Origin of the sequence: Paenibacillus bouchesdurhonensis (genome assembly GCF_900155685.1) — a bacterium.
Classification (GTDB): domain Bacteria; phylum Bacillota; class Bacilli; order Paenibacillales; family Paenibacillaceae; genus Fontibacillus; species Fontibacillus bouchesdurhonensis.
Genome location: NZ_LT732548.1, coordinates 110,799 through 136,078 on the forward strand (window position 1 = coordinate 110,799; position 25,280 = coordinate 136,078).

Sequence of the window (25,280 nt, forward strand, 5' to 3'; positions counted from 1 at the left end):
AGAGAACGGAGGCGAATGCGGCATGAGCGAACTGCAGCAACTGGCACAGTTAGCAATTAAACAGAAAGAGAATGTACTAGGAAGTGAACGAGGCGGGTACTCCCCGTCTCTTCACGACCTCTTCCGTGTTCATTTGCGCGAGTTAGGCGATAAATACCGGAAGGGAGACGCGCGGGATGCGATATTCCTGCTGCTATATCTCCATTCGTACGCAAACGGAAAGGAATCCAACGACTATTACATGTGGGCGTATCCGACCGTCGAGAAGATTCGCCAAGATACGGGGATTCACGGAGATAGAATTAAACCGCTTTGTCAGATATTAGAGATTGAGGGGCTTTTGATAACGAAATTGCTTCCTTGGAGCGGAAACGTCAAGAAGGTTTATCTGCCGCTTTTTTACCCGAACAAGGAGCCGATTCCCATTAACGGAGCGGCTTAATCCCCGAATACGGGAACCGTCGTAATCCGTTTATAGGAAAGTAATAAGAACGAACTAACAACAACGAATAAACAAGAATAAACATTACGCGTCGTCATTCGTTTCACTCATTCCTAGCGGACGATTAATATATTAAAATCCTAATTCGCGGATAAGAGTATGAAATAGCTAAGAGATTTAGATGCGCGTAGAAGATTATTCGAAGAAGAACAGAACGATAATAGGGCCGGCTCCGTTTGCGGGAATCGCGTCCAATTAGGAGGAACCCCGTTTGAACAAATCATGTGAGATGTATCCGAACACGAAGCGCGCTGACTATCGCCGCCACGCTCACCACTCGATAGAAACACGCATTCAGGCCGCGAAATCAACCGCTGCCCATGTAACCGAGTATTATCGCGAGACACACGTCGGGGGCGACGGTAGATTACCGACATACGCCGAGACGTCGCGGTTGGAACGATTGGCTGATTACGTCCTGGCGGAAGATCATGCGAAAGGGTTGTCGCTGCGGGATCGTGCGAGACTCGCCGCCGACAAAGACGAAGAGACTCCGCAAGTTGGGAGCTGTGCCCGCCAGTATCTCGATCGTTTGTATTATCTCGTGTGCATTGGCGGAGAGCTAACGGAATACGAGCAACGGCGTGTTAAGGTCTGCGAAGTGTGTGGCTGCGAGTTTATCGATCGATCACGCCGGATTAATGCGAAAGTGTGCCGCTATCCGTGTCACGCAACTTATGGCACGCTCAAAAAGCGGCGGCAGCGGAATGATGGGGATATTCGTTTGCTTAGATACCGCGAGCGTCAGGACTTAGAGTATCCGTTCTACTCGCCGGCGGAACTTTTCGAAATTAGCCAGCGCGGGGAAAGTGTAACAGAGGATATCGGGGACGCGATAACGGTCGCAAAACTGCGCCAAGAAAGAGGGAGACGCATACCGACCGAGGTCACGATGGACTCGGACTTCGGATATTTCCCTAACGACTATAAAAGATGGCGGACGGAAGAAGACGCAGCAGCCTTGGCCGGATCGGTCGTTATTTACAACCTATATCAACCGCACGAAGAGGAAAGGGAGTTTTACCTGGGATATGCATCCTAATAGATGGGGAGAGAAAGGAATATCTTTTTTTTGCCCCAAAAGTAACGGATAGAACAAAAGGGGGTTTATGAAATGAGTGGGGACGCTGTGAGAGCAATTAGGATAAGCCAAAATATGGTGCAAAACGAATTTGCCCAAGCTTTAAACGTGTCTAGGTCATGTATTGCGGCGGTAGAGAGCGGGCATAGACCCGTATCCCATGCACTACGCATTAAGATCGCGCAGAAATTTGGCACCGGCGATGAAATTATCGAAGCAATCACGCGGGCTAAGGAATCCGCTAAACTTGCGCTATGACGGCGCTTATATTTTTGCACTTATACTTTAATAATTCACCGCGATATCGTAATACCGTACGAGGCGGACATCCTCGGTCAAGCCGGCGAAATTTAAGACGGAGGTAGACGGCAACACTCCGCAACAAGGAAGAAACGAAATGTTAAATCGTATTAAGACACTCGCCCGCAATCAATGCGCTAATTTCTGCGGCTCTAATGGCTGCCGAATCGAGCCAAACGGACAACCGCGCTGTAACTTTTACCGCGATGATCCGCAGGCCGCGCCGTTTATCGAAGCTGGTACGATCCGCTGCCTGTATTTTGAACATGCTGTGCTGCCGGTTGATTTAGCGCTATCAGACGCCTACTATGCTGCAGACTCGGAGCCCGGCGCCAAGTGCGTCACATGCGGATTACCATTTGCGCGGCGATCGAATAGACAGCGTTATTGTCCGTCGTGTGCGCAGGCTCGGCGTAGGGAGTTGGATCGGGCTCGGAAGGGACGTAAGACCGCCGATTAATTCCGTATTTAGACGTTTGAAAGCCGCGCCAGACGTGGGTTTGTAGGCGCCTAGTTACGAAGCAGGATAGATTATACTCATAACGTTAAAAAGGTGGTTTAAATGCGGAATATGTACGAGGTTGATTACGGCACAAAACGACCGCTTAAGTTCGAGGAGTTCGTTATCGATTGCCCGGAAGTCGATCGGCTGTTTGACGATATTGTCGTTTTTGTAGGCGGCTGGCTTAACGTTAGCACCTTCGCAAAGCTCGACGTCATTGGTCAATGCCGTTTGCTAGAGAAAACCGCGATTGAAGCGTGCAAGGCGCTTAAACCGACGCGAGATTACGGCGTTTCGAAGGCGGAAGTTAGGGATGCGATCGTAAGGGCGATTGAAATCCACGGAGGAGGCCGCCCTAAATGGCTAACGCAATAGTAGTAACCGCAATCGAACCGGCCGAATATCACCAGCGCCGCGTTACGTTGAAAAATACGAAGACTGGTCGAGAATATACGCTTTATTACGGGGACAGCGTTGGCGAGGCGACGATCCGGATGCAGGCGCCCTATATCGCAACGAAATATAACGGGAGGTAACAAGATGTTTATTGAATCGCATACATGGAAGGGCTTGCCTCATGAAGAAATGGCGGAGGTTCTTTCGCGAGTTGTTCCGACTCCATATAAATCAACGGTCGCACCGCCAAAGGAGAAACGCAAGAAAGTGCAGACCAACCTGTCAATTAAGCAGGGCGTTGTCAAAATGTTTGATATCGGAAGGGGATTCGGTTTTCTACGTGTTAAAGGTGAACCGGACGTATATTTTCATATCAGTAACGTGAGCGACGCGACCGATACGATGTATTTTATGCGCGGGGATCGCGTTAGTTTTGAACCCAGCGAGGACAACCGGGGCCGGCCGTGTGCCAAGGACGTGAGGCTTGTATCATGAGACCGATAATTATCGCTGGTTTCGTGGAGGTCGAAGGCGTTCAGCCGCTACTGGCCGCACAACTTTACGGAAAGGCTGGCGATTATCAGACATCCATTGCAGTGCCGTGTACCGATCCGGTCATGGCTGTTCAGCTTGCACTCGAAATGGCGGAGTTTGCTGGATTCTATGAGATCATCGACTTTCAGACTTCGGATCGGGGGTTATTCGCGTCTGCAATGGTAGAACCGGACATTAACGTCGAGATTTTACATCCTTCGGACACGGCACATCTTCGCCGGATTATTGCGGATAGTATTGAGGTATATCGTGATATCTACCCGGAGGAAATAGAGGAACAGCCGGAAGAGGAGTTAGCGACGCCTACCGGTTGGCGCAGCGTATTAGTGAGATTTTTGCAGTATCTAATTTCAAAAATTGAGAGTACGGAGGACGGAAAAAGTGAAGAAATTTGAAGCCATTGAGACATATAAGAAGCAGTCAGCAGAGATAGGACAGAGGCGTGCCGAGATGCAACGGCGGAAGCAGTCTGCGGTTGAAGAAGTACAGGCTTTGAAAGCTGAGTATACGGCAGCCGTGCGGAAATCAATAACGGAAGGCAAAGATAAAGCCGCGGAGATTGAGGAGCTAGACAGAAAGATCGAAGAGGCCGAGCGCACACTACGACGTGTAGAAGCAGAGGTAAACATTGGCCTAAGCCTTGCGGGGCCGCTTGGTGGGCACGACGGAATTGTTGATGCTTGGAATACCGATTTTTATCCAAACGAGGTAATGGCGGAAACGCTAGAGCCAGCATTGGCAAAGTTGAACGCCGCTGCCGCCGCTTATGCCGATGAGTTTGAGCGGATTCTATCACTAGTCGAGGAAATTGATGCGGTATATGAGGACGCGAAATCAACACTAGGCTCCGGGTACGAGTATAAACTTGTCTCTATTAAGGGGCAAATGCAGTCAACGAATAACCCGGTAGTTAGAGCCGGTCTTACTCCGGACGACTTGGCGCAACTTGCACGCGGCGAGCGACCGACGAAATTCCCGACGTCGGGAGGTAAGGCGTAATGGAGCTCGGAACAACACTATCGCAACTCGAAGAAATGAAGGTACTCGCCGCTGGGAATCCGCGTAAAATTGCGGACTACGCTCTCGCCAAAAAACGATACGAAGAAACGGTCGCGGAGTTCTTTAACGAAGAATCTGGCGTTAAGTTTTACGCACATCCGACTGAATCATATATCACTGAACTCGAAGCCAAGGCGGAGAAAACCGGCGATCCCAACGATAAGGCCCGGGCGGCTATCATGCGTGACCGTTTCGCGCATTACGCGAAGGAAAAAACGCAGCATATCGACTGGCGCATTTCTCGCGAACGTCTCCATGACTTACTCGATTCGGGCGGTAAGGTCACACAAAAAGACATTGACGAGGCGTATCGGGTCGCGCGCCACAATCCGACGCCCGAAATGTCCTCGTTGTATTCGCGTCTGAAATCCGTTAAACAGGCGCAAGAGGAAGGTACCTATCAGCCGCCAGCCGCACCGGAACCGCCGAAAGTAACAGCGGAAGACGTAGAAGCAGCGCGAGAAGAGGCGCAAAGGACGTCGTCAACGAAGGATATCGCGAAGTACGCTGCTTTAAAACGAAAATACGAAGGGGTTGTTTAATTAATGTCTTACCAACAACATATCCAAAATGCGAAAGATTTAATTTATGGAAATTCAGTGATTGAAGCAGTTAGGCCAATTTTTAGCCAGGTAAAAGAATCGGCCAAGGAGGTGCAGTTAGACCCTGCATTATCAGGCATCGGCATTGCCCAAAAACAGGATGAGATTCGAAGAGAGGGCGCGTTAGAGGTTGCAAAAATCATCCGAGCGGCCAAAAAAGAGGTCGATAAGGAGCTTGATGCTGCTGAAAAGAACGCCAGAGCTGCAATTAACCAACCAAATGCGAAGCCAGCGGACGACGTAATTCGAGACTTTAATGACAAATACGGAACGCTTAAAACGGAACTGCTCGTATTTAATGATCGTACTGCCGCGACCAAAATGCTTGACCTTATGCGTTCGACGAACGACCCGTACTTAGCGCAAATGATCCTTGACGATTTCACTGCGATTGGCCCGGCAGTTAACAGGAGCATTACTAACGGGCTAACCGTACGCACGGCATATGAAGGCGTAAAAAAGAGGGCCGAAACAGACAGACGGGCACAAGCGCGCGAAGCATTGGAGTTAGTCGGAAATCTGCGGAAGACCCCGCCCGTCAATTCGATGATGTTGTTAGGAGTTACCGCCACACTAGGGAGTCAGTATCAGAACATAATTAACGATTATGAGTCATTGATTAACGAATAAAATCGGAGGGTCTGTGTAAAAGCGCCGGCTCTTTTTAATTACGAGGGGGAGAATGGATGAGTATCGAGTTTGACATTAGCGGTTTGTTGGGTGGTTTAGAGAGATCAAAGAACCAGGTTATTAAAGCTGCAGAAGTTGGCGTACACGATGCTACTGATAGTTTGCTCAATACTTCACGAGACTTGGCTCCTCATGACAAGGGGACGCTCCGGTTGACCGCCGGTACGAACGTAGAGGTTAACGGCGACGTTGTCGAGGGCGAAGTCTACTATAACGCGACGGAGACGGACGAGTACGATGCCAGGGTTAACTATGCACTAATCACGCATGAACTTCACTCGGGTGACGGTTTTTCCGGCATTGCATATAAAGACCCGACAACGCCAGGTACAACGCCCAAGTACCTAGAGCGACCACTTAAGCAGAACGCCGAGGAGTATCGCGACATGATTGCGAAAGCTATTCGAGAGGGGCTGTCATAATTGAGTCTTTGTGTTTCTTTTTATCTTGACGGAAGTATTTACGCATACGCTGATACTCGCGTTTCTGCCTGCAAAAATGGGGTTAGTTACCACGTACACGATGAGTATAACAAACTGCGGCAGGTGGGAAATAAGGTTATATTTACGTCCGGGGAGTTGGAAATCTGCGACAGCCTGTTTGCGGCCATCGACGAGCGGAGCACAGTGGCCGATATTGCGGACGCGGCTCGAAAGTCGTACACGGAGTTTAAGAGCGCGAATCCTCACTATGACGGCGGAAAGTTCGGTATTGAGTTCGGCGCATACGTTCACGTGATTGAGGACGGTACGCCGGCATATTATCAGTTGCGCTATATTGACGATTTTAAGATCGATCGCCAAGTTCCGAACAATCAGGAGATATTTGCGGTAGCCGGACGGTCGCAAGAAGCCCTGGCGAGTATCGATAAGCTGCTTCAACGTGGGATACCGGTTGACCGCGCAATCTTACGAGCATACGAACGGCTAACAAACGAGACTATCGGAGGCAATCTCGTTAGGTATACCGTTACGCCCAGCGACATCAAAAGCCACATCCGTCCTATTCGCGAGTCTAGGCCGCTGCGTAAATGGCCGGCGAATGGTGCGGGTTTACATGCGGATATGCAGGGCAACGTTATTGCGCGAAAAATTACACTAACGGGCCAGATAGAAAATAGTTCGATGCAGAGCTCAAATATTACCGGCGGTACGATAACGGGCGCATTAATCCGGACGGCCGCGAGCGGGGCGCGAGTTGAGATGGACAGCCGTGGTTGGCGGACGTATGACCAAAATAACCGCGAAAGAATATCGATTAATTCTAACGATACGTACGGAATGAGTGCAATATCGTTCGCGAAGTCGTCCGGGGGGTCATCCGGTTACATTAACGGGGGAGACTCGATATTTCAAATAACGTCGCTTAGCGATATGATGTTCGCGGCGGTAAACGGATGGATTTACTTTCAGGGGAACCTGGATTTCTCACGCGCGAATAACATTTCCGGGCTGAGTGCGTCCAAGATAGAGGGACTGTCGGGCTTGCTCAGTAATAAGGTTTCACGTGGGGAGTCAACGTCCAGCTCGACCGGCGGATCACATAACCACGGATTCCCCAACGGCACACAGTTCAAAGACGTAAACGGACAAGTCCATACCTGGTCGTCTTATAGTGGCTTCTCGCACCAACACACGGTTTAATATATTCATTGAAACTTTCGGCCTCTTTGGACGATAATAGTAATAAGAAAGAATTACCAGGGAGGTCGAAACAATGAAAAAGTTTATCGCTGGAATTATGGTAGGCGCGCTATTATTCGGAGGAACTTCGGTTCTCGCGGACTCTATTAAATCGTTAGTCGGTGCGAAAGTAACCGGGACATATACGGTACAGAAAACAGACGGAACGAAAGTCGCTGACGGCGCGGTAATTAACGGCTCGGCTTATGTGCCTGTTCGTGCGTTGGCGGAGGCGACAGGGATTCCGTTAAACGTTGAAGGGAAGACGATAACTATGGGTACTCAATCAGTCAAGCCGGAAGGGAACGCGCTAAGTGATGAAGCGCTAACTCTCGTCAATGAAATTACTCGATTGAAAAACGTCAATAGATCGACGCAAGAGCTAATCGAATTGGAGTTAATTCACGAGAAGACGCTTCTGGATTCAATCGCAAAAGAAGAAGCACGCGAGGAGGAGCTTCCGGGGAGTCTCGAAATCCTCCAATCTAACTTAACGAAGACTCGCGAAAAGGTCGCAGAATATCAAGCGAAAATCGACGCAGCCGAAGCGGAAATCACAAAGCTGCAGGCGCAAGTCGACGCGTTAAGTAAATAACGGAATAAAACGTAAGGAGCTCGCAATCATGCGGGCTCTTTTTGTGCGCTTTTAAACTACGCACTTTGCACCCAATTGAAACGGAGGGAACGGAATGGAACAACGGAACCTAATCGAGTGTACGATCGATGTCGCGCAGCCATTATCGGAACTAGCCGCAGTAATCAGCGCAGTATTGGGCGCGGTACCTGACCCTGAGACGCGTCTTGCCGTGCTGCAGGCGTTGAATGACGAGATAACAACCGCGCTATTTACGATTGAGGACGAAATATCCGGAGAGGGGGAAGCCGATGAGTCACATGACGAACGATGAGCTGCGCGTCGATACCGCAGCATTAACGGAGCGTCTGCGCCAGATACGAATTGAGCAAGGGCTCTCACCCGATCCGCCAGAACGTAAACGATGCGTCGAAATGCCGTTATCGCTTGCGTTGGTCGAGCGCCTGCAGCCGTTTAGGGCAATCGCGGTCAAATACGCGTCGATTCTAGCGGCCGGGCAGGTTACGCGGATTGATACGGACAAGCTTGCGGAGTATGCGGAGATTGCGGGGCTCCTTGCGCATTCAGTCGGATTCTTTTCCGGGATACATGCGTTAGGCGCTTCGGCTACGCTGGACATGATGAATCATATTAACGGAATGATCGACGCGGGAAAAAGCGATGAGATCAACATTAGCGATGAAATGCGAAAGCTCCATATATATATCGGATGGTTTACGAAGGATGACGGCCTAGGTCACGATATATTCAACCAGCACGGTAAACACGATATGACCGTACGGAAAGAGGCCGAGCGCTTGTTATCCGATCCGGCGGCGCTACAGGCTGCGATTGATGCCGCGAATAAGATTATAGAGGGGGACGATATTAGTGAGTAGACAACGCAAAGTATTAGAGGCGCAGCTAACACCGCAACAACGAAGAGCTGCGGAACTCATCATACAAAATGAATGGGGCGAGTTATTAGGTGCGGATGGAAAGAAGAAGACAATGCAGGAGCTCGCGGATGAGATCGGGATCGCGCGGTCAACGCTGTTCGAATGGAAGTCGCAAGAACATTTCACCGCGTACGGTAATTACTTGGCGGAGCGTAACCTTGACTCGATGAGGAGCGAAGTTTATACGCAACTCATGCGCGCGATCCGCGGTGGATCAAACGGGATTCCTTCCGTTAAAGCGCTCGACTTGTTCATGCGTAGATACGGATTGCTGACCGATCGAACCGTCGTTGAAGATATGCGAAGTGAAGTCGAGACTAAGCGTAAGACTGACGATGAGATTCGCGCAGAGATTGACGATTTGAATGCGATGATTAACGGAACAGAAGAGAAGTAACCACAAATTTTACGGTTACAAAACGAATAGAGTCCGAAATGCTTGCGCTTGTGACTACGTGTAACCATACGTGTTACAGGCGCTTTACTTTCGGATTAATTCGGATTAAACGCGAATAATCAACAGCGCGCTCCCGCTGCCCGCGCGTCTGAAAACTCGGGGGGTTAGGCGGTCGGAATGCGGAAGATTCGGCGATTCCCGTATAAATATGCAGATTACGCGCCGATCCTACGCCACTACCACGCGACCAAACGCTAGAAACGTAGGCGGGGCGCGGGTTTGCGGGTTTGTTCGTTCATCTACATGATTATCAATCACCTAGGTATCTTTGTTACTGTAATGCAGTAAAGTGGTAACCCCCCAAGGCACCCCCTCGAAGGCCCTCCAACAGGCCCCCTCCCAATCCAAACAGTTCCCACAACTCGGTGGTATAAAATGTAAGTATTCGATCTTGACTCCTATCGCGCTTCTATTATAATAGTAGATAATCGAAATAACGTAGAACTATCAGAGTCAGTCCGGTATGTGTGCGTATAACTGAACGTTGATGTAACGGGGAAATCCCGGAGTCAATGCGCAGATATGTGACTCGAAATCAGTTAGGCGTGTCAAAGCGTGCGTGGGTTCGAATCCCACCCTTTCCGCCATTATAGTTATAAGACTATAATTAGCCGGGATGAGAACCCACAGAGTGGGGTCGTCGGAGCATTAGCTTCGATAGCGTAATCATCGCAGTCCCGTAATGAAATGCAGGGTATCTCACCCTTTCAATTAAATAATTATAAATTTGAATCTCCTGCTGATGTGGGGGATTTTTTTGGTGTTATAGGCTCAACCACAAACCACATGTAATAACAAAGGAGAACCCTTGCGGGTTCTCCATTTGCAGACGGGATGCGGATTGGAATTCTTCTCTCACGACTAAGAAACATTTGATCTTCGCCTAGGCTTTAACGAAGTGACAAAGAGGGGTCTTTCTCAATTCGCGATCTTGTGCTTCTAACGGGTAGTGAATAAGACTCCAGACAGCTGTGTTGCTCGTGGATGCTCCAACGGAACCACACCTCTCTTTGCATCGCCGTCTAAGTGTATTATGTGCAGGTTGGAGTGTTTTATACACGAATTCGTATTATAAAATTTCCATGATGACGCAAACGCTATTTAAATTAGTGAACGCGAGCTTTTTCGGCTTTTTTCCACTTGCGATCCTTGTTGGTCGTCTCGGGAAATGTCTCACCGCGTTTCAATTCGATTCGCTTGGGGTTCTTGATTTGCGTATGGAAACTGCGCGCCTCGCCTACTTCAGTGTAGATGCCGGGGTTGGGTGCTTTGTCTCCGGGCTCAAATTCGGTCTGTTCACCCATGACAAGACCTCCTTTCGGAATAATTTAGTTGTGATATAGGTAAGAAGCATGACTATTGTATGTAGTTCGTTCGTGTTTCATACTTGCAGGGTTAACGCGGGTTTGATATAATATTTTGGTGCGAGTTAAAGCTCGTTCCTTGCTCCCATGTGTAACAAGGTGGGGGCCATAGTCCAAGAGGAGGTGACATATATGCGCAAATATGAAGTGATGTACATTATTCGTCCTGAACTTGAACAAGAAGCTGTTCAAGCTGTAGTTGACAAATTCCAAGGCATCATCCAAAACGGCGGTGAAATTACAAAGCACGAAGTGATGGGCAAACGCCGGCTTGCGTATGAGATTAACAAGATCCGTGACGGTATTTACGTTCTCGTGAACTTCACAGCGACTCCTGATGTCGTTGCTGAGCTCGAGCGGATTCTGAAGATTTCCGATGAGGTTATCCGTTATCTCATTACGAAAGACGTAGCCTAAATGTAGGTATGCAGAAAGTCTGTTTAGACTTTTTCAAACCTAATTGTACTTTGTAAAAACATTAGCCCGGAGGAGGGGATTGGATTGTTGAACCGTGTCATTCTGATCGGACGTCTAACTAGAGATCCCGAACTGCGTTATACGCCGTCTGGCGTAGCGGTTACTCAGTTCACGATTGCCGTGGACAGACCGTTCACATCGCAGGGCGGAGAGCGCGAAGCGGATTTTATTCCGGTCGTAACTTGGAGACAACTGGCTGAGACGTGCGCGAATTACTTGCGTAAGGGTCGCCTCACAGCGGTTGAAGGACGCATTCAGGTACGGAATTACGAGAATAACGAAGGCAAACGTGTATACGTAACCGAAGTCATTGCTGATAATGTCCGTTTCTTGGAGTCTAATCGTGAAGGTGGCAGTGGTGGCGGACAGCGTGAGGAGAATCCATTTGGAGGAAGCAGCGCAGGCGGCAATAGCAACCGCAGCAGCAATTTCTCACGCAGCAATCAAGATCCATTCTCTGACGATGGGAAGCCGATCGATATTTCGGATGACGATTTGCCATTTTAATATAGGAAGGACTGAATAGCATGAGCTTCAAGCAAAGAGAAGGCGGAGACGACAAAAGACCGGCACGCCGCGGCGGCCGCAACAAACGTCGTAAAGTATGTTTCTTCACTGTGAACAAAATTACTCACATTGACTATAAAGATACTGAACTGCTCAAGAAATTCATCAGCGAGCGCGGTAAAATTTTGCCACGTCGTGTGACTGGTACGAGCGCGAAGTATCAACGTCTGCTGACGATTGCAATCAAACGCTCCCGTCAAATCGCATTGCTTCCGTACACTACGGAGTAATTGCATAGACGACAAGTTATACAAAATCCCCTTTAAGTAAACAAGGACAAGAACCTCGTTCAGAGGAAAACTTGAGCTTTGTTGAACGAAGGGGATTTTTTTATTTGTTCATGATTACCATTCATATCCTTAATTACAAAAAAACACTTGGAATATAAATGGGATTAATATATAGTAAATAAAAAGAATAAATTTCTAGTAAAGGTTATTTATATATTAAATAGTTCTTTTAAGTTAAAATTTAAAACCAAGTAAATAGGGAAGAATTATTGTTTTTGGGCGACTTCTTAAACGTTATACTAAACCTTGCGATAGGGTGATGAATGTGGCTGAAGAACTCTTAAGAATCGAGAATCTGTCGACCTCTTTCCGTATTTCAGACGAGCTGTATGCTGCCGTAGATGACGTAAGTTTAACGGTGAATAAGAATGAAATACTGGCCATTGTCGGTGAATCCGGGTCAGGCAAAAGCGCTTTGGCTTTCTCCATTATGGGATTGCATACGCGGGCTCAAGTTCAGGGACAGATTCAGTATAAAGGACAGAACCTCACAGCACTGTCTCCAGCTGAGTTAAACAGGCTTCGTGGCAATGAAATCAGCATGATCTTCCAAGATCCTTTATCCGCACTCAATCCTCTGATGATCATTGGTGAACAAATTGAAGAAGTGCTGCTTCTTCACGAATCCAAGCAAACTGTGCGATCTAAGAAATCCAAGAAACATAGGAAAGAACGAGCGATCGAACTATTGCAGAAGGTCGGGATTCCCCGTCCTGAATATGCTTATGGACAATATCCCCATGAACTATCCGGTGGGATGCGGCAGCGGGTTGTCATTGCCATTGCGATCGCCAATCAGCCCAAGCTATTGATTGCTGATGAGCCGACGACGGCTCTCGACGTCACCATCCAGCTACAAATTTTGGAGCTGATTCGGCGATTGAAGGAAGACATGGATGCGGGAATTATTTTAATAACTCATGATTTAGGTGTTGTAGCAGAAATGGCGGATCGCGTAGCGGTCATGTATGCCGGGCAAATTGTTGAAACCGCTTCAATTGGTACACTGATGACGAATGCGAAGCACCCCTATACCAGATCATTATTGAGCTCCATACCTACAGTGAGCGAGGAAAGAACGAGGCTGCATGTCATCCACGGGGTCGTGCCTTCACTGAAGCATCTGCCGCGTCAGGGATGTCGCTTTCGTTCGCGAATCCCGTGGATCGATGAAACGGCTCATGAAGCCGATCCGCGGCTGCTTGAGGTCGAGCCGGGACATTATGTCCGATGTACATGCTTTAGAAATTTTCACTTCCTTGATCACCAAAAGGAGGAATAGGAATATGGCGCTTCTTGAGGTTAGAAATTTGAAGGTGCATTTTCCAGTATACGGCGGAATTTTTAGACGAGTCATTGATCGGGTGAAGGCGGTGGACGGAGTTAATCTGAACATTGAACCGGGCCATACCTATGGCCTCGTCGGAGAATCGGGATCGGGGAAGACGACGACTGGACGGGCGATTATCGGCTTGAATCCAGTCACGTCTGGAACCATCCTTTTCCAGGGCAAAGACATTGGAAATGGGATGAGAAGTAGTAGCTCCCGTTATCGCAGAGATATCCAGATGATCTTCCAGGATCCCTATTCTTCATTAAATCCGAAGAAACGTGTACTGGACATTATCGCAGAACCGCTGCGCAATTTTGAGCGCTTGTCGCCTGCTGAAGAGAAGCGGCAAGTGCAAGAGCTCCTGACACAGGTTGGCTTGAGTGCGGAAACGATACATAAATATCCCCACGAATTCTCCGGAGGGCAGCGACAGCGCATTGGTATTGCCCGGGCAATCGCATTGAAGCCCAAACTGATTATTGCGGATGAGCCGGTATCCTCACTCGATGTGTCTGTTCAAGCGCAGGTGCTGAACTTTATGCAGGATATTCAGAAGAAGCTTAATCTGACTTATTTATTCATCAGCCATGATCTCGGCATTATCCGTCATATGTGTGATTATATCGGCATTATGTACAAAGGGCGACATGTGGAGCAAGGCACGACGCAAGATATATTTGAGAACCCTCAACATATTTATACGAAACGTCTTCTGGCAGCGATACCAGATTTGGATCCCAGGCAGCGGGAGAATCGCCGTCAGCTGCGCCAATTGGTTCACCAGGAATATGCCGAGGCCTATTCGCAGTATTTTGACGACGAGGGACTGGCTTACGACTTAAAGGCACTCTCGGCTACTCACTTTGCCGCATTGCCCAAAAGGGGGTAGAGATCGATGTGGAAGACGATTCTGCGCAGGCTGTTGATCATGATCCCGCAAATTATTTTGCTGAGCATTCTTGTGTTTATTATGGCGAAGGCTTTGCCCGGGGATGCCTTGACAGGGATGCTTGATCCGAGTGTCGATCCATCGATGCTCGAAGAGCAGCGAGAAAAGCTAGGTCTTAATAATCCATGGTACGTACAGTACTGGGATTGGATCACAAAGGCCGTTCAGGGCGATCTGGGCCAGTCCTTCAGATTTAAAATGCCTGTTGCCGATCTGATTGGGCAGAGAATTACCAATACGATCTGGTTGTCCTTGGTTACGTTAATCATTACATATCTCATTGCGATTCCTCTCGGAATTATTAGCGGGCGTTACAACGATACCTGGGGAGACCGATTGATCACCGGTTATACGTATCTTGGCTTTGCGGCCCCTTTATTTATATTTGCCTTGCTGATGCTATGGATCTTTGGCTTTCATCTCCGCGTATTTCCGACAGAGGGGAGCGTGACCCCTGGACTTGTGCCGGGAACCTTCGACTATATGGTTAGCAAAATATATCATTTGCTGCTTCCCGCATTGTCTATGGCTCTGATTACTACCGTGTCAACGGTGCAATATTTGCGCAGCGAAATTATCGATACGAAGCAAAAGGATTTTATTCTATTGGCCCGGGCGAAAGGGGCGTCCGAGTCGCGCGTTTACACGCATCATATTTTACGCAACTCGCTTCTGCCGATCGCCGCATTTTTTGGCTACGAGATAACAGGGCTGATCGGGGGAACTGTTTTTATAGAATATATTTTTAGCTATCCGGGGATGGGACAGCTTTTTCTTAACTCTATTTTGATCCGTGATTTCAGTGTCGTAACTGCACTGGTTCTCCTGTACGGCATTGCATCGATTTTAGGCTCATTAATTTCGGATATTATTCTAGGTATCGTGGATCCTCGGATTCGGATTAAATAACGCTTTGAACGTGTGGGGGTGAGGATATGAATAAGGTGAATGAAATGGAGGACGGAGCGTTCGACTCAGCGACCAGCCCCTCCAGTTGGCAAATTTTATGGCGGGAGATCAAGCGGGATAAACTGGCGCTTTCATCTCTCATTTTCTTAGGGGTAATCATTGCCGGGGTGTACGGCGTATCTCTTGTCTTGGATCAGAAGCAGATTGTGACGGTAGATTTATTTGCATTATATCAGCCGCCGTCGGCGGAGTTCTGGCTTGGTACTGATTACGGTGGACGGGATGTGTTCGGACAATTGATTATTGGTACGAGAAATTCTCTATCGATCGGAATTATTGTGACGGTATTCACCGGATTGATCGGCATTCTGGTTGGACTGATTTCCGGTTATTTCGGCGGGATGATAGACAACATTTCGATGAGGGTCGTTGATTTTTTCATGATTCTACCTACGCTCATGATCGTCATTGCCTTTGTGGCCGCTGTGCCTAAGTATAGCGTTCTATCCTTCTCCTTGATTATGACCGCCTTTCTTTGGATGGGGATTGCCCGTCTTATCCGCTCGAAGACGCTGCAGGAGAGGGAGTTGGAATATGTGAAAGCGTCGCGGACACTCGGATCATCTCATATAAAAATAATGTTCATGCAAGTACTGCCCAACTTAAGCTCCATTATCATCGTCACCATGACTTTGAATTTGGCAGCAAATATTGGCTTGGAGTCAGGCTTGTCCTTCCTAGGATTTGGATTTCCAGAGAGTACGCCCAGTCTCGGAACTTTAGTCAGCTATGCCAGAAACCCGCAGACGCTGGAGTATAGATGGTGGATTTGGTTGCCGGCATCACTACTCATTCTTGTATTGATGCTTAGCATAAACAACGTCGGTCAAGCGCTAAAGCGTGCGACGGATGCAAGACAAAGAAGAGGATAAAGGGAGGAAATGTGATGAAAAAAAGAATGGGCTCCAAAATGCTGCTGCCGTTATTGCTTGCATTCATAATGATTCTTTCCGCTTGTACTTCCGGCAAAGGAAGTGATGCGACCCAGCCTGCACCGAGCAATGCACAGAACAAAACGAACGTCGAGAAGAAGCCGACAGAGGAGGGGCTGTACTCTATTGAGGATTTCAGCAACGTCAAGACGAATGAAGGGGAGCCGATCAAAGGTGGAACGATTACTTACGGCCTGATCTCCGATGCGCCATTTGAAGGCATTCTGAATTATAATTTTTCATCTGGAATTCCGGATGCCAGAGTTCTGGGATGGTTTGATGAATCGTTATTAACATGGGATAAAAATTACGTATTTACGAACGATGGAGCAGCGACTTATGAAGTGTCGGAGGACGGAAGAACCTTCACCTTCACGATTCGCGACAACGTCGACTGGCATGATGGCAAGCCGGTCACGGCGGAGGATTGGGAGTTTGCGCATGAAGTCATCGGCCACAAAGATTATGACGGCCCGCGTTACGGCTCTGATTTCACGAATATCGAAGGGATGGTCGAATACCGGGAAGGCAAAGCCGATAAAATTTCCGGTATTAAAGTGCTGAGCGATAAGAAGCTGCAGATTACGTATATCAAATCGACACCGTCATTATTGACGGGCAGTATCTGGACTTATCCGCTTGCGAAGCACATATTTGGAGATATGGAAGTGGCGAAGATGTCTTCCTCTTCGGCGGTTCGCGAGAAACCGGTCGGCATCGGCCCATTTAAAGTAGAGAGCATTATTCCGGGTGAATCAGTTGTTTATGTCAAGAATCCGGATTATTGGCGCGGGGAGCCGAATCTAGATAAAGTTGTGCTGAAGGTGATCAATCCAACGACGATTGTGCAGCAATTGAAATCGGGCGGAGTTGATCTTGTCGACTCGTTCCCGATTGACCAGTTCCCGGACAATGCCAATATGTCCAATGTAGAATATTTGGGTGTAGTTGATCGTGCCTATACGTACATCGGCTTTAAGCTTGGCAAATGGGATGAGGCCAATAAGGTGGTAGCTCCAAATCCCGAGGCGAAAATGGCGGATGTCAACCTGCGCAGAGCAATGTGGCATGCGGTCGATAACGATCAGGTCGGCAAGCGCTTCTACCATGGCTTGCGCTGGAATGCGACCACGCTCATTCCACCATCCCATCCGGAGTTTCACGATGTCAGCAATCCGGGAATAACGTACGATGTTCAGAAGGCCAATCAAATTCTGGATGAAGCCGGCTACAAGAAAAACGGCGAATTCCGCACCAATCCAGACGGCAGCGAACTGGTGATCAATTTCTTATCGATGACAGGCGGAGATATAGCAGAGCCACTGGCCCGTTACTATGTCCAATCCTGGAACGCGATCGGGCTGAACGTTAATCTGGAGCTAGTTGAATTCAATACATTCTACGACCGCGTCGGCAATAACGGGAAGGATGATCCAAGTGTTGATGTATATCAAGGCGCATGGAGCGTAGGCATTGACGTTGACCCGACAGGGTTGTACGGCCGGGATGCCCTTTATAACTTCACGAGATTCGCCAGCGAGGAGAATGATCGTCTTCTTGCGGAGGGCGTATCCGAGAAAGCCTTCGACGTAGCTACCCGCCAAGCGATCTACAAAGAGTGGCAGCAGTTTATGATGGATGAAATCCCGGCGTTCCCGACCTTGTATCGTTCAGAGATCGTACCGGTGAACAAACGTATTCTCAATTATGCGATTGGCGATGGCACGGGAATCTATCTTTACGAGCTGGCGGTTTCGCAGGATAAGCCATTTGTAGCGGAATAGCAGGTTAATAGAATCGTATATTAAGCAATCCCCTGGTGCGTCAGCATTTGGGGATTGTTTTGCTGCTCATTTTTTACATCATATTTGTGTGAAAAAAGCTCTTTGTGGTATAGTACGAAGCGATAGAGTTATTCATTTATTTCGGTTAAATTACTATTTTGTAGTTTTTTGCCGAGAACTACGGTTTACAATTAATTGAAGACGCCTGGTATTGCGGCTGTATCGTAAGAAATGGAAGAATGCTGTGAGGGAGAAGCCGTATAGTACAAACCATGGGAGGCATATGATGTTAGAACGAAGAAACAGAGTAAAGAATATATCGAAGAAGGGCAGAAGACTGAAAGGCCTGCTCATTACATTGCTTGTTCTGCTCCTTGTCGGAGCTGGTGCATATACATTTCGTAAACCATTGGCGTTGATGGCATTTGATGTGTTCCTATCGGGGCAAGTCGAGCAGAAGCTAGAGAAATCGTATTCTCCGCTCGAGGGGGAGAAGCCGAAGCCTGTTGTCGCTAAGCAGGCAGAGCCATTTACGGCCTTGCTGCTGGGAATTGACCAGCGGGGCAATGAGCCGGCGCGTTCAGATACGTTAATTTATGCCGTTGTGCGTCCGCAGGATTCCAAGGTGCTGCTCATCTCGATTCCGCGCGACACGTATACGGAAATCGTCGGTCGGGACAAGAATGATAAGATCAATCATGCTCATGCATTTGGCGGAGCCAAAATGTCCAAGGATACAGTAGCGAATTTCCTCGGTTATCCGGCAGATTACTATGCCGCAATTAACTTTGAAGGCTTGCGCAACGTGGTGGATGAGCTGGGTGGGATTGAGCTGCCCATCGATAAGGATATCGTAAATAAACATAAGGATCATGAGAAATTTACAATTAAGGCTGGCAAACCGTTGTATGACGGGCAAGAAGCACTCAATTTCGTGAGATACCGCGAAGATAGCGATTTCAATCGGACGAAGCGGCATCAGGTCTTCTTGAATGCACTAGTGGAGCGTATGTTGAAGCTGGATCAAATCAGCAAGATCCCGGATCTGATGGATATGCTGGGAGAGAACTTCAAGACAGATATGACGCCTAGCTTTATCATCGATCTTTCCAAGCAAGTGTTAACGAATCAATCACCGCAAATCAGCGGATACAGCATTACGGGCGAAGGTATGCGCAAGAACGGGGTATACTATGTCCAGGCTAATGAGGAAGACGTAAATTATGCCGGCCAGCTGATCGAGAACTGGACGGATTCGAATACGAAGACAGAGGATTTGCTGAGTCCTGAAGCACAAGCGTCTCAAGAGGCGCAAAATAGTGAATAGCCTAATATTAATTTCAATTAAGTCTTTACAGAATTGTAACCTTATTCGGCAGTCCGGTGTTCCGGCTGCCGATTTCGCACCTGTTATGGAACAGAACCTGTTTTGAAACGTAACAAATAGGAGAGTCTGAAATAGGGTAGAGGAGGACTTTTATCTATGAATATCGCGTTTTTTTTACTACCGAAGAATGACGTCGTGGCCGTAACGCTGGATTCTACATTAAGACAGACGTTGGAGAGGATGGAGTATCACCGCTTCACGGCCATACCGATCATCGGTAAGGATGGCGTATACGTCGGTACAATAACGGAGGGGGACCTCTTATGGTTTATGAAGAATTCCGGAGGCAGGGTTACTTTTGAGAACGCTTCTAAATTCCTGCTCAAGGATGTGCCGCTTAAGATGAACATTAAACCCGTATCGATCGATGCGGACATGGAAGACCTGATTAGTCTGGCCAAGGTACAGAACTTTGTGCCAGTGGTTGATGATATGGGCCGTTTTATCGGCATCGTGCGCCGGAGCCAGATTATTGAGTATTGCGAACGTTTTGTCATGCGAGATGTATCCGTTCCCAAAAATTAGTACACTGCACGTCAGGTTTGCTTCATGGGAAGGAATTGCTTTATGCTATAATGAAGAATAAAGCTTTTTCGGGGAGGGTGGAAGCTGTCCGCCATGCAGAAAGAAATGGATGTGGCCAAACGCGCCAAAGTGATTGAGTGGCTCAAAACCGAAGTAGTCGATCACGTATCCCGTTTATTCAAGGCATTGTGGGAAGGCAGCACGACACGGGTAAGTGACAGTCTTGCTAGTCTGATCGTCAGTTGTTACATATTAGGACGCAGGCTTGGCATATCCTATAAGGATATGGACGATCATATCCTGGAAAAGTTGAAGAAGCATCAAAAAGAAGGGCATCAGCTGGAAGACTGGTATCAGGACATTTCTACATTGGAAGAACATATGCGCAAGAGGTGAACCCATTTGAATTTACGCTGGACCTCGATAGCATGGAGCGTAGTGTATTTGCTGCTCCTGCTGTCGTTTGCAACGCCTTTTTCTTTTATTGCTATTTTTGTCATGCTAGTGCCCGGCGTAATCCTCTATACGACACTATCGCTGAGATCATTCTTAATCCATATCACGGTGGTGTGGGCAGCGGCATCTCTTCTGCTGTCTAATCCTGCGATTGTGCTCTTGGCCGTTTTCTTTATGATTCCGGTCATCGTCATGGGGCAATTGTACAAAACAAAAGCCTCGGCATTCAAGGTTGTCGCGATGGGAACGGGAACGCTTCTGGCTGAATTTCTGCTGGCATTTTTGGCGGTTACCGTTCTGTTTGGTTTCAATCTGGCGTCCTCCATTGAGGATACGCTAACTACGATGACGACGCTTATGCAGAATATGGCGGACAGCGAACTGATCGCTACTGAATTAGTATGGTCGCCGGAGGTTGCGCAGCAGCTATCCAGCTTAGCGGCTAGAATGACTCCGTTTACGATGATCGTATGCTCGCTTTTGCTAGCCGCGGTTACTCACTTGATTGCAAGACCAACCTTGAACAGCCTGTGGTATGCCGTGCCAAGCTTCCCGCCGCTGCGGGATTGGAGATTGCCGAGATCATTGATTTGGTACTATCTCGTCACGGTATTGTTTATGCTATTTGGCGGCCCTGCGCTGATGGATGGATTCATCGGGACGATTCTGCTCAATTTGTCGCCCATGCTCAACTTCTTGTTTATGATTCAGGCGGCTAGCTTTTTCTTCTTCCTGGCCTATCATAAGAAGTGGAACCCAGCGATTCCAATTTTGCTAATTATAGCGATGCTGTTCATTCCTCCGCTGAAAATTGCTGGAATTCTGGATATTGCTGCTCCGCTGCGTGAGATGATTACGAGATCAAGACGATAGGGTGAGAAATCATGCCTAATTTACTTCAAAAACGTTGGCACGGCTACCAGACCGTGTGGGTGTTCGCGCTGCAGCTTCTGCTCGTCATATTTATCTCGTATTACAATTGGATCCTCGGTTTGATCAGCCTATGTATGGTCTGCGGCTTGACTTTTATGATGCTGCAGGCGGAACGGCGCTTTCGCAAGGAGCTCGTTCGTTATGTAACTGATCTGACTTACCGGATTAAACGGGTGGAAGGCGAGGCAGTGAGCAGGCTACCGTTCGGCATCCTCCTGTATAGCGAGGAGCGGACGGTAGAATGGCATAATAAGTTTGTGAACACAATGTACGGCTTGGACTCGGTTGTGGGACAACCGCTAACCGAGCTGCTGCCGTCATTGCCTCCGTATGCACCACGGGATAAGAAGGATGCTGTTGTAAATTCAATAACTACGGTCGAGGCGGTCGTAGCAGATCGCCATTACGAATTGACGGTGCTGCATGATGAGCGCCTGATTTACGTTCACGACATTACCGAACTTTCCGTGCTTCGTGATCGGTATGAGGACGAGAAGGCTGCGCTGGGCATTGTCATGCTTGATAACCTGGACGAAGCGGCCCAGGGGATGGATGACCAGCAGCGCACTGCACTCATCGCGCGCGTGGCGACGGCTCTAACCGAATGGGCGAAGCAGTATAGAGTCTATCTGCGAAGATTGTCCTCCGAGCGTTATTTGATGATGCTGAATCAAAAATCGCTGAACGAGCTGGAGCAGAGCCGCTTCGTCATCTTGGATGAGGTTCGCGAGATGACCGCGGATCTGAAGGTGCCGATGACACTGAGCATCGGCCTTGCCTTCGGCACCGAGCGCTTCAGCGAGCTGGGCGAACTCGCCCAGTCGAGTCTGGATATGGCGCTCGGGCGCGGGGGGGACCAGGCCGCCGTGAAGGCCGGTCAGCGGCTGTCCTTCTATGGCGGCAAGTCCGGCGCCATAGAGAAGCGGACGCGCGTGAGGGCGCGCGTCATCGCCCATGCTCTCCGCGATTTGATGCAGGAGAGCGATAAGGTCATTATTATGGGGCACCGCCTGCCGGATCTTGACGTCATCGGCGCCTCCATCGGCGTGCTGAAGGCAGCCGATATGTTCCAGGTCGAGGCGCATATCGTGCTCGATGACAAGAACCCGGGCATCGACCGTTTGATGGAGCGTATTGAGAAGGAAGAGTCTTTGCGGCGCCGGTTCATTACGTCGGAGCACGCGCTCGACATTATGACCGAGCATACTCTACTGATCGTCGTCGATACGCATAAGGCATCGATGACGATGGAGCCTAAACTGGTTGAAGAGGCCAGCCGGATCGTCGTCGTCGATCATCATCGGCGGGGCGAGGAGTTCATCAACGATGCGGTGCTGGTCTATTTGGAGCCTTATGCATCTTCGGCCTGCGAGCTTGTTACCGAGCTGCTTCAGTATATCCATGAGAAGGTTGAGCTTAGCGCGCTAGAGGCGACGACTTTGCTGGCGGGGATCACGGTAGATACGAAGCATTTTGCCCTGCATACTGGCTCGCGAACCTTCGAAGCCGCAGCATTCCTGCGGCGGATCGGCGCGGATACGGTAATGGTGCAGCGGGTGCTTAAGGAAGATCTGCAGGAATACATCGCAAAAGCCGATATTATTAAGCATGCGCGGATGATTTATAATCATATCGCGCTGGCGGTTACGGAACCGAACCGGAAAATTCCGCAGTTGCTGATTGCCCAAGTGGCGGATACGCTGCTGAATATGACGAATGTGCTAGCTTCGTTTGTTATAAGCGAACGGCCGGACGGCTTGATCGGCATCAGCGCCCGCTCGCTCGGCAACATGAATGTGCAGATTGTAATGGAGCGGCTTGGCGGCGGCGGGCATTTAACGAATGCCGCAGTGCAATTGGAGGGTACCCAGGCTGAGGCGGAAAGAAGACTGCTCGAAGTACTGGAGGAAATAGAAAAGGAAGAGGGGTTATTCGAATGAAGGTTATTTTCTTGAAAGACGTGAAGGGTCAAGGTAAAAAAGGGGAAATCAAGAACGTATCCGAAGGTTATGCACAGAACTTCCTGCTGCCGCGGGGGCTGGTACGCATTGCTACCGAAGGCAACGTCAAGACGCTGGAAGTTCAAAATGCGGCAGAAGAGAAGCGCAAGGCTCAGGAGAAGGAAGAAGCGATCGAGCTGGGCAAGAAGCTGGAGGAAATGACGATAACAGTACAGGCCAAAGCAGGGGAAGGCGGGCGCCTGTTCGGTGCGATCACGAATAAACAAATCGCTGAAGCTCTCGCTAAAGCTGGCGTGAAGATCGATCGACGCAAAATCGAGCTTGCCGAACCGATTCGGACGCTTGGCGTAACTCAGGTGCCCGTGAAGCTTCATCCTGATGTGAAATCAACGTTCAAGGTTCAGGTAACGGAGGAATAAAATGGCTGGAGATCAATTCTTCGACCGAATCCCTCCGCAGAATCTCGAGGCGGAGCAGGCGGTGCTCGGAGCCATATTGCTGCAATCTGAAGCGCTGATCACGGCCATGGAACGGGTACGGACGGAGGATTTTTACGATCCTCCCCACCAGTTGATTTATGATGCCATGGTTCAGCTAGGGGAGGAGAGCCAGCCGATCGACCTAGTTACGCTAACCTCGAAGCTTCAGGATCGAGGACAGCTGGAGGATATCGGCGGCGTCAGTTACTTAGCGAAGCTGGCCAATGCGGTGCCTACGGCGGCGAACGTTGATTATTACGCCCGGATCATCGAAGAGAAGTCCATGCTTCGCCGTTTAATTCGAACGGCTACGCAAATCGTTAGCGAGGGCTATTCCGGCGGCGAGGATGTATCCGGCATGCTGAGCGATGCGGAGCGGAAGATCCTCGAAATATCCAATAGCCGTTCCGGCAGCGGATTTATTGCCATCCGCGATGTGCTGATGGAAGTGTTCGAAAAGGTGGAGGAACTGCATCAGAATCGGGGAAATACGACGGGAATCCCTTCAGGCTTTGTCGATTTGGACAAGATGACATCCGGATTTCAGCGTAATGACTTGATCATCGTGGCGGCTCGTCCGTCTGTCGGTAAGACGGCGTTTGCCCTGAACATTGCCCAGAACGTGGCCGTTCGGGCCAAAGAGACCGTCGCTATCTTCAGTCTGGAGATGTCGGCGGCTCAGCTCGTTCAGCGGATGATCTGCGCGGAGGCCAATCTGGACGCGGGGGTCATGCGGACGGGCGACTTCAAGAATGATGATGATTGGTCCAAGCTGACGATGGGGATCGCCGCTTTGTCGGAATCCGAAATATATATCGATGATACGCCTGGGATAACGGTAGCTGATATTCGTGCCAAATGCCGCCGACTCAAGAAGGAGAGAGGCCTTGGCATGATCGTGATCGACTACTTGCAGCTTATCCATGGGCGCGGCAAGCCGGGGGAGAACCGGCAGCAGGAGGTATCGGAAATTTCCCGTACTCTGAAGCAGATCGCCCGTGAACTCGAAGTTCCGGTCATCGCCTTGTCCCAGCTTAGCCGGGGCGTAGAGCAGCGGCAGGATAAGCGCCCAATGATGTCCGACCTTAGGGAGTCGGGTTCGATTGAGCAGGATGCCGATATCGTGGCGTTCTTATACCGTGATGATTACTACAATCAGGAGACGGAGAAGAAGAACATTATTGAAATTATTATCGCCAAGCAGCGTAATGGCCCGGTAGGCACAGTTGAACTGGTGTTCCTGAAGAACTTTAATAAGTTTGCGAACTACGAGCGTGCGCATGGCGATGCGTTTGCAGGGTAAGTTATTAACATTCTATGTTTACGTCCTAATAATCAATATACTTTCCATTCTAAATACGAACGATTGCGTTATTTTATGCGTGATTGTTCGTATTTTAATTTGACTTTGAAAAAATCACCTGTTAAAATGATATTGCTTTTTTTTTGGGAGTATAGAACAACCGAATATCGCGTACGAAATCCATGTATGGCCAATAAGGGTGCTTATGCGCC

The 25,280-nt window shown here is 49.0% G+C and carries 33 protein-coding genes; 32 read left to right on the forward strand and 1 reads right to left on the reverse strand.

Translation table 11 applies throughout. The features are described from left to right. Nucleotides 1-22 precede the first annotated feature (22 nt). The 17 genes from CZ379_RS04640 (at nt 23) to CZ379_RS04710 (ending at nt 9,299) form a co-directional block, all read left to right on the forward strand. Nucleotides 23-442, forward strand: a complete 420-nt coding sequence (locus CZ379_RS04640; RefSeq protein WP_110930587.1) for a hypothetical protein — start codon at nt 23-25, stop codon at nt 440-442. Between the two features lie 271 nt (nt 443-713). Continuing rightward, nucleotides 714-1,544, forward strand: a complete 831-nt coding sequence (locus CZ379_RS04645; protein WP_110930588.1) for a hypothetical protein — start codon at nt 714-716, stop codon at nt 1,542-1,544. Between the two features lie 72 nt (nt 1,545-1,616). Next, nucleotides 1,617-1,841 carry a helix-turn-helix transcriptional regulator gene (locus CZ379_RS04650; protein WP_110930589.1) on the forward strand — a complete coding sequence of 75 codons (225 nt, stop codon included), beginning with the start codon at nt 1,617-1,619 and terminating at the stop codon, nt 1,839-1,841. Between the two features lie 139 nt (nt 1,842-1,980). Further along, nucleotides 1,981-2,343, forward strand: coding sequence for a hypothetical protein (locus tag CZ379_RS25940; RefSeq protein ID WP_199925469.1), 363 nt, complete (start codon nt 1,981-1,983; stop codon nt 2,341-2,343). 102 nt (nt 2,344-2,445) lie between these two features. After that, nucleotides 2,446-2,760, forward strand: a complete 315-nt coding sequence (locus CZ379_RS04655) for a hypothetical protein (RefSeq protein WP_110930590.1) — start codon at nt 2,446-2,448, stop codon at nt 2,758-2,760. Then, nucleotides 2,745-2,921, forward strand: coding sequence for a hypothetical protein (locus CZ379_RS25945; protein WP_199925470.1), 177 nt, complete (start codon nt 2,745-2,747; stop codon nt 2,919-2,921). The genes CZ379_RS04655 and CZ379_RS25945 overlap by 16 nt, the downstream gene beginning before the upstream one ends. 4 nt (nt 2,922-2,925) lie before the next feature. Then, on the forward strand, nt 2,926-3,276 hold the full coding sequence (locus tag CZ379_RS04660) for a cold-shock protein (RefSeq protein ID WP_110930591.1): 351 nt from the start codon (nt 2,926-2,928) through the stop codon (nt 3,274-3,276). Next, a complete protein-coding gene (locus tag CZ379_RS04665; RefSeq protein WP_110930592.1) occupies nt 3,273-3,731 on the forward strand; it encodes a hypothetical protein in 459 nt (152 codons plus the stop codon). The genes CZ379_RS04660 and CZ379_RS04665 overlap by 4 nt, the downstream gene beginning before the upstream one ends. Then, on the forward strand, nt 3,718-4,335 hold the full coding sequence (locus CZ379_RS04670; RefSeq protein ID WP_110930593.1) for a hypothetical protein: 618 nt from the start codon (nt 3,718-3,720) through the stop codon (nt 4,333-4,335). Before CZ379_RS04665 ends, CZ379_RS04670 begins: the two co-directional genes overlap by 14 nt. Further along, complete coding sequence (locus CZ379_RS04675) at nt 4,335-4,937, forward strand: hypothetical protein (RefSeq protein WP_110930594.1); 603 nt, start codon at nt 4,335-4,337, stop codon at nt 4,935-4,937. The genes CZ379_RS04670 and CZ379_RS04675 overlap by 1 nt, the downstream gene beginning before the upstream one ends. Before the next feature lie 3 nt (nt 4,938-4,940). Then, nucleotides 4,941-5,627, forward strand: coding sequence for a hypothetical protein (locus tag CZ379_RS04680; RefSeq protein ID WP_110930595.1), 687 nt, complete (start codon nt 4,941-4,943; stop codon nt 5,625-5,627). A 56-nt stretch (nt 5,628-5,683) separates the two neighbouring features. Continuing rightward, nucleotides 5,684-6,109, forward strand: a complete 426-nt coding sequence (locus tag CZ379_RS04685) for a hypothetical protein (RefSeq protein ID WP_110930596.1) — start codon at nt 5,684-5,686, stop codon at nt 6,107-6,109. After that, entirely contained in the window at nt 6,110-7,330 is a 1,221-nt protein-coding gene (locus tag CZ379_RS04690) for a hypothetical protein (RefSeq protein ID WP_110930597.1), read from the forward strand. Between the two features lie 73 nt (nt 7,331-7,403). After that, nucleotides 7,404-7,964, forward strand: a complete 561-nt coding sequence (locus CZ379_RS04695) for a hypothetical protein (protein WP_110930598.1) — start codon at nt 7,404-7,406, stop codon at nt 7,962-7,964. 94 nt (nt 7,965-8,058) lie between these two features. After that, a complete protein-coding gene (locus tag CZ379_RS04700) occupies nt 8,059-8,277 on the forward strand; it encodes a hypothetical protein (protein WP_110930599.1) in 219 nt (72 codons plus the stop codon). After that, the gene (locus CZ379_RS04705) at nt 8,255-8,842 is read left to right on the forward strand and encodes a hypothetical protein (protein ID WP_199925471.1); all 588 of its coding nucleotides are present in this window, start codon (nt 8,255-8,257) and stop codon (nt 8,840-8,842) included. The genes CZ379_RS04700 and CZ379_RS04705 overlap by 23 nt, the downstream gene beginning before the upstream one ends. Further along, nucleotides 8,835-9,299, forward strand: coding sequence for a phBC6A51 family helix-turn-helix protein (locus CZ379_RS04710; protein ID WP_110930601.1), 465 nt, complete (start codon nt 8,835-8,837; stop codon nt 9,297-9,299). Before CZ379_RS04705 ends, CZ379_RS04710 begins: the two co-directional genes overlap by 8 nt. Before the next feature lie 1,166 nt (nt 9,300-10,465). Here the strand turns inward: CZ379_RS04710 and CZ379_RS04715 are convergent. Continuing rightward, a complete protein-coding gene (locus tag CZ379_RS04715) occupies nt 10,466-10,663 on the reverse strand; it encodes a YjzC family protein (RefSeq protein WP_110930602.1) in 198 nt (65 codons plus the stop codon). Between the two features lie 192 nt (nt 10,664-10,855). On the opposite strand from CZ379_RS04715, the gene rpsF reads away from it, so the two are divergent. The 15 genes from rpsF (at nt 10,856) to dnaB (ending at nt 25,068) form a co-directional block, all read left to right on the forward strand. Further along, on the forward strand, nt 10,856-11,140 hold the full coding sequence (gene rpsF, locus CZ379_RS04720) for a 30S ribosomal protein S6 (protein WP_019639411.1): 285 nt from the start codon (nt 10,856-10,858) through the stop codon (nt 11,138-11,140). Nucleotides 11,141-11,224: 84 nt separating this feature from the next. Beyond that, a complete protein-coding gene (gene ssb / locus CZ379_RS04725) occupies nt 11,225-11,707 on the forward strand; it encodes a single-stranded DNA-binding protein (protein WP_110930603.1) in 483 nt (160 codons plus the stop codon). A gap of 20 nt (nt 11,708-11,727) precedes the next feature. Then, the gene (gene rpsR, locus CZ379_RS04730) at nt 11,728-11,997 is read left to right on the forward strand and encodes a 30S ribosomal protein S18 (RefSeq protein ID WP_018750422.1); all 270 of its coding nucleotides are present in this window, start codon (nt 11,728-11,730) and stop codon (nt 11,995-11,997) included. Nucleotides 11,998-12,322: 325 nt separating this feature from the next. Then, a complete protein-coding gene (locus CZ379_RS04735; protein ID WP_110930604.1) occupies nt 12,323-13,339 on the forward strand; it encodes an ABC transporter ATP-binding protein in 1,017 nt (338 codons plus the stop codon). A 4-nt stretch (nt 13,340-13,343) separates the two neighbouring features. Then, nucleotides 13,344-14,279, forward strand: a complete 936-nt coding sequence (locus CZ379_RS04740; protein ID WP_110930605.1) for an ABC transporter ATP-binding protein — start codon at nt 13,344-13,346, stop codon at nt 14,277-14,279. 6 nt (nt 14,280-14,285) lie between these two features. Next, entirely contained in the window at nt 14,286-15,248 is a 963-nt protein-coding gene (opp4B, locus tag CZ379_RS04745) for an oligopeptide ABC transporter permease (RefSeq protein ID WP_110930606.1), read from the forward strand. Between the two features lie 26 nt (nt 15,249-15,274). Next, nucleotides 15,275-16,180 carry an ABC transporter permease gene (locus tag CZ379_RS04750; protein ID WP_110930607.1) on the forward strand — a complete coding sequence of 302 codons (906 nt, stop codon included), beginning with the start codon at nt 15,275-15,277 and terminating at the stop codon, nt 16,178-16,180. 14 nt (nt 16,181-16,194) lie between these two features. Beyond that, complete coding sequence (locus CZ379_RS04755; protein ID WP_110930608.1) at nt 16,195-18,024, forward strand: oligopeptide ABC transporter substrate-binding protein; 1,830 nt, start codon at nt 16,195-16,197, stop codon at nt 18,022-18,024. Between the two features lie 286 nt (nt 18,025-18,310). Further along, entirely contained in the window at nt 18,311-19,351 is a 1,041-nt protein-coding gene (locus CZ379_RS04760) for an LCP family protein (RefSeq protein ID WP_110930609.1), read from the forward strand. Nucleotides 19,352-19,507: 156 nt separating this feature from the next. Further along, the gene (locus CZ379_RS04765) at nt 19,508-19,936 is read left to right on the forward strand and encodes a CBS domain-containing protein (RefSeq protein WP_110930610.1); all 429 of its coding nucleotides are present in this window, start codon (nt 19,508-19,510) and stop codon (nt 19,934-19,936) included. A gap of 93 nt (nt 19,937-20,029) precedes the next feature. Next, the gene (locus CZ379_RS04770) at nt 20,030-20,332 is read left to right on the forward strand and encodes a MazG-like family protein (RefSeq protein ID WP_199925473.1); all 303 of its coding nucleotides are present in this window, start codon (nt 20,030-20,032) and stop codon (nt 20,330-20,332) included. 6 nt (nt 20,333-20,338) lie between these two features. Further along, nucleotides 20,339-21,265 carry a DUF2232 domain-containing protein gene (locus CZ379_RS04775; RefSeq protein WP_110930612.1) on the forward strand — a complete coding sequence of 309 codons (927 nt, stop codon included), beginning with the start codon at nt 20,339-20,341 and terminating at the stop codon, nt 21,263-21,265. An 11-nt stretch (nt 21,266-21,276) separates the two neighbouring features. Beyond that, nucleotides 21,277-23,265 (forward strand): DHH family phosphoesterase, encoded by a 1,989-nt coding sequence (locus tag CZ379_RS04780; protein WP_110930613.1) that lies wholly within the window; start codon nt 21,277-21,279, stop codon nt 23,263-23,265. After that, nucleotides 23,262-23,705, forward strand: coding sequence for a 50S ribosomal protein L9 (gene rplI / locus CZ379_RS04785; RefSeq protein WP_110930614.1), 444 nt, complete (start codon nt 23,262-23,264; stop codon nt 23,703-23,705). The genes CZ379_RS04780 and rplI overlap by 4 nt, the downstream gene beginning before the upstream one ends. A 1-nt stretch (nt 23,706) precedes the next feature. Then, nucleotides 23,707-25,068, forward strand: coding sequence for a replicative DNA helicase (gene dnaB, locus CZ379_RS04790; protein WP_110930615.1), 1,362 nt, complete (start codon nt 23,707-23,709; stop codon nt 25,066-25,068). Nucleotides 25,069-25,280 lie beyond the last annotated feature (212 nt).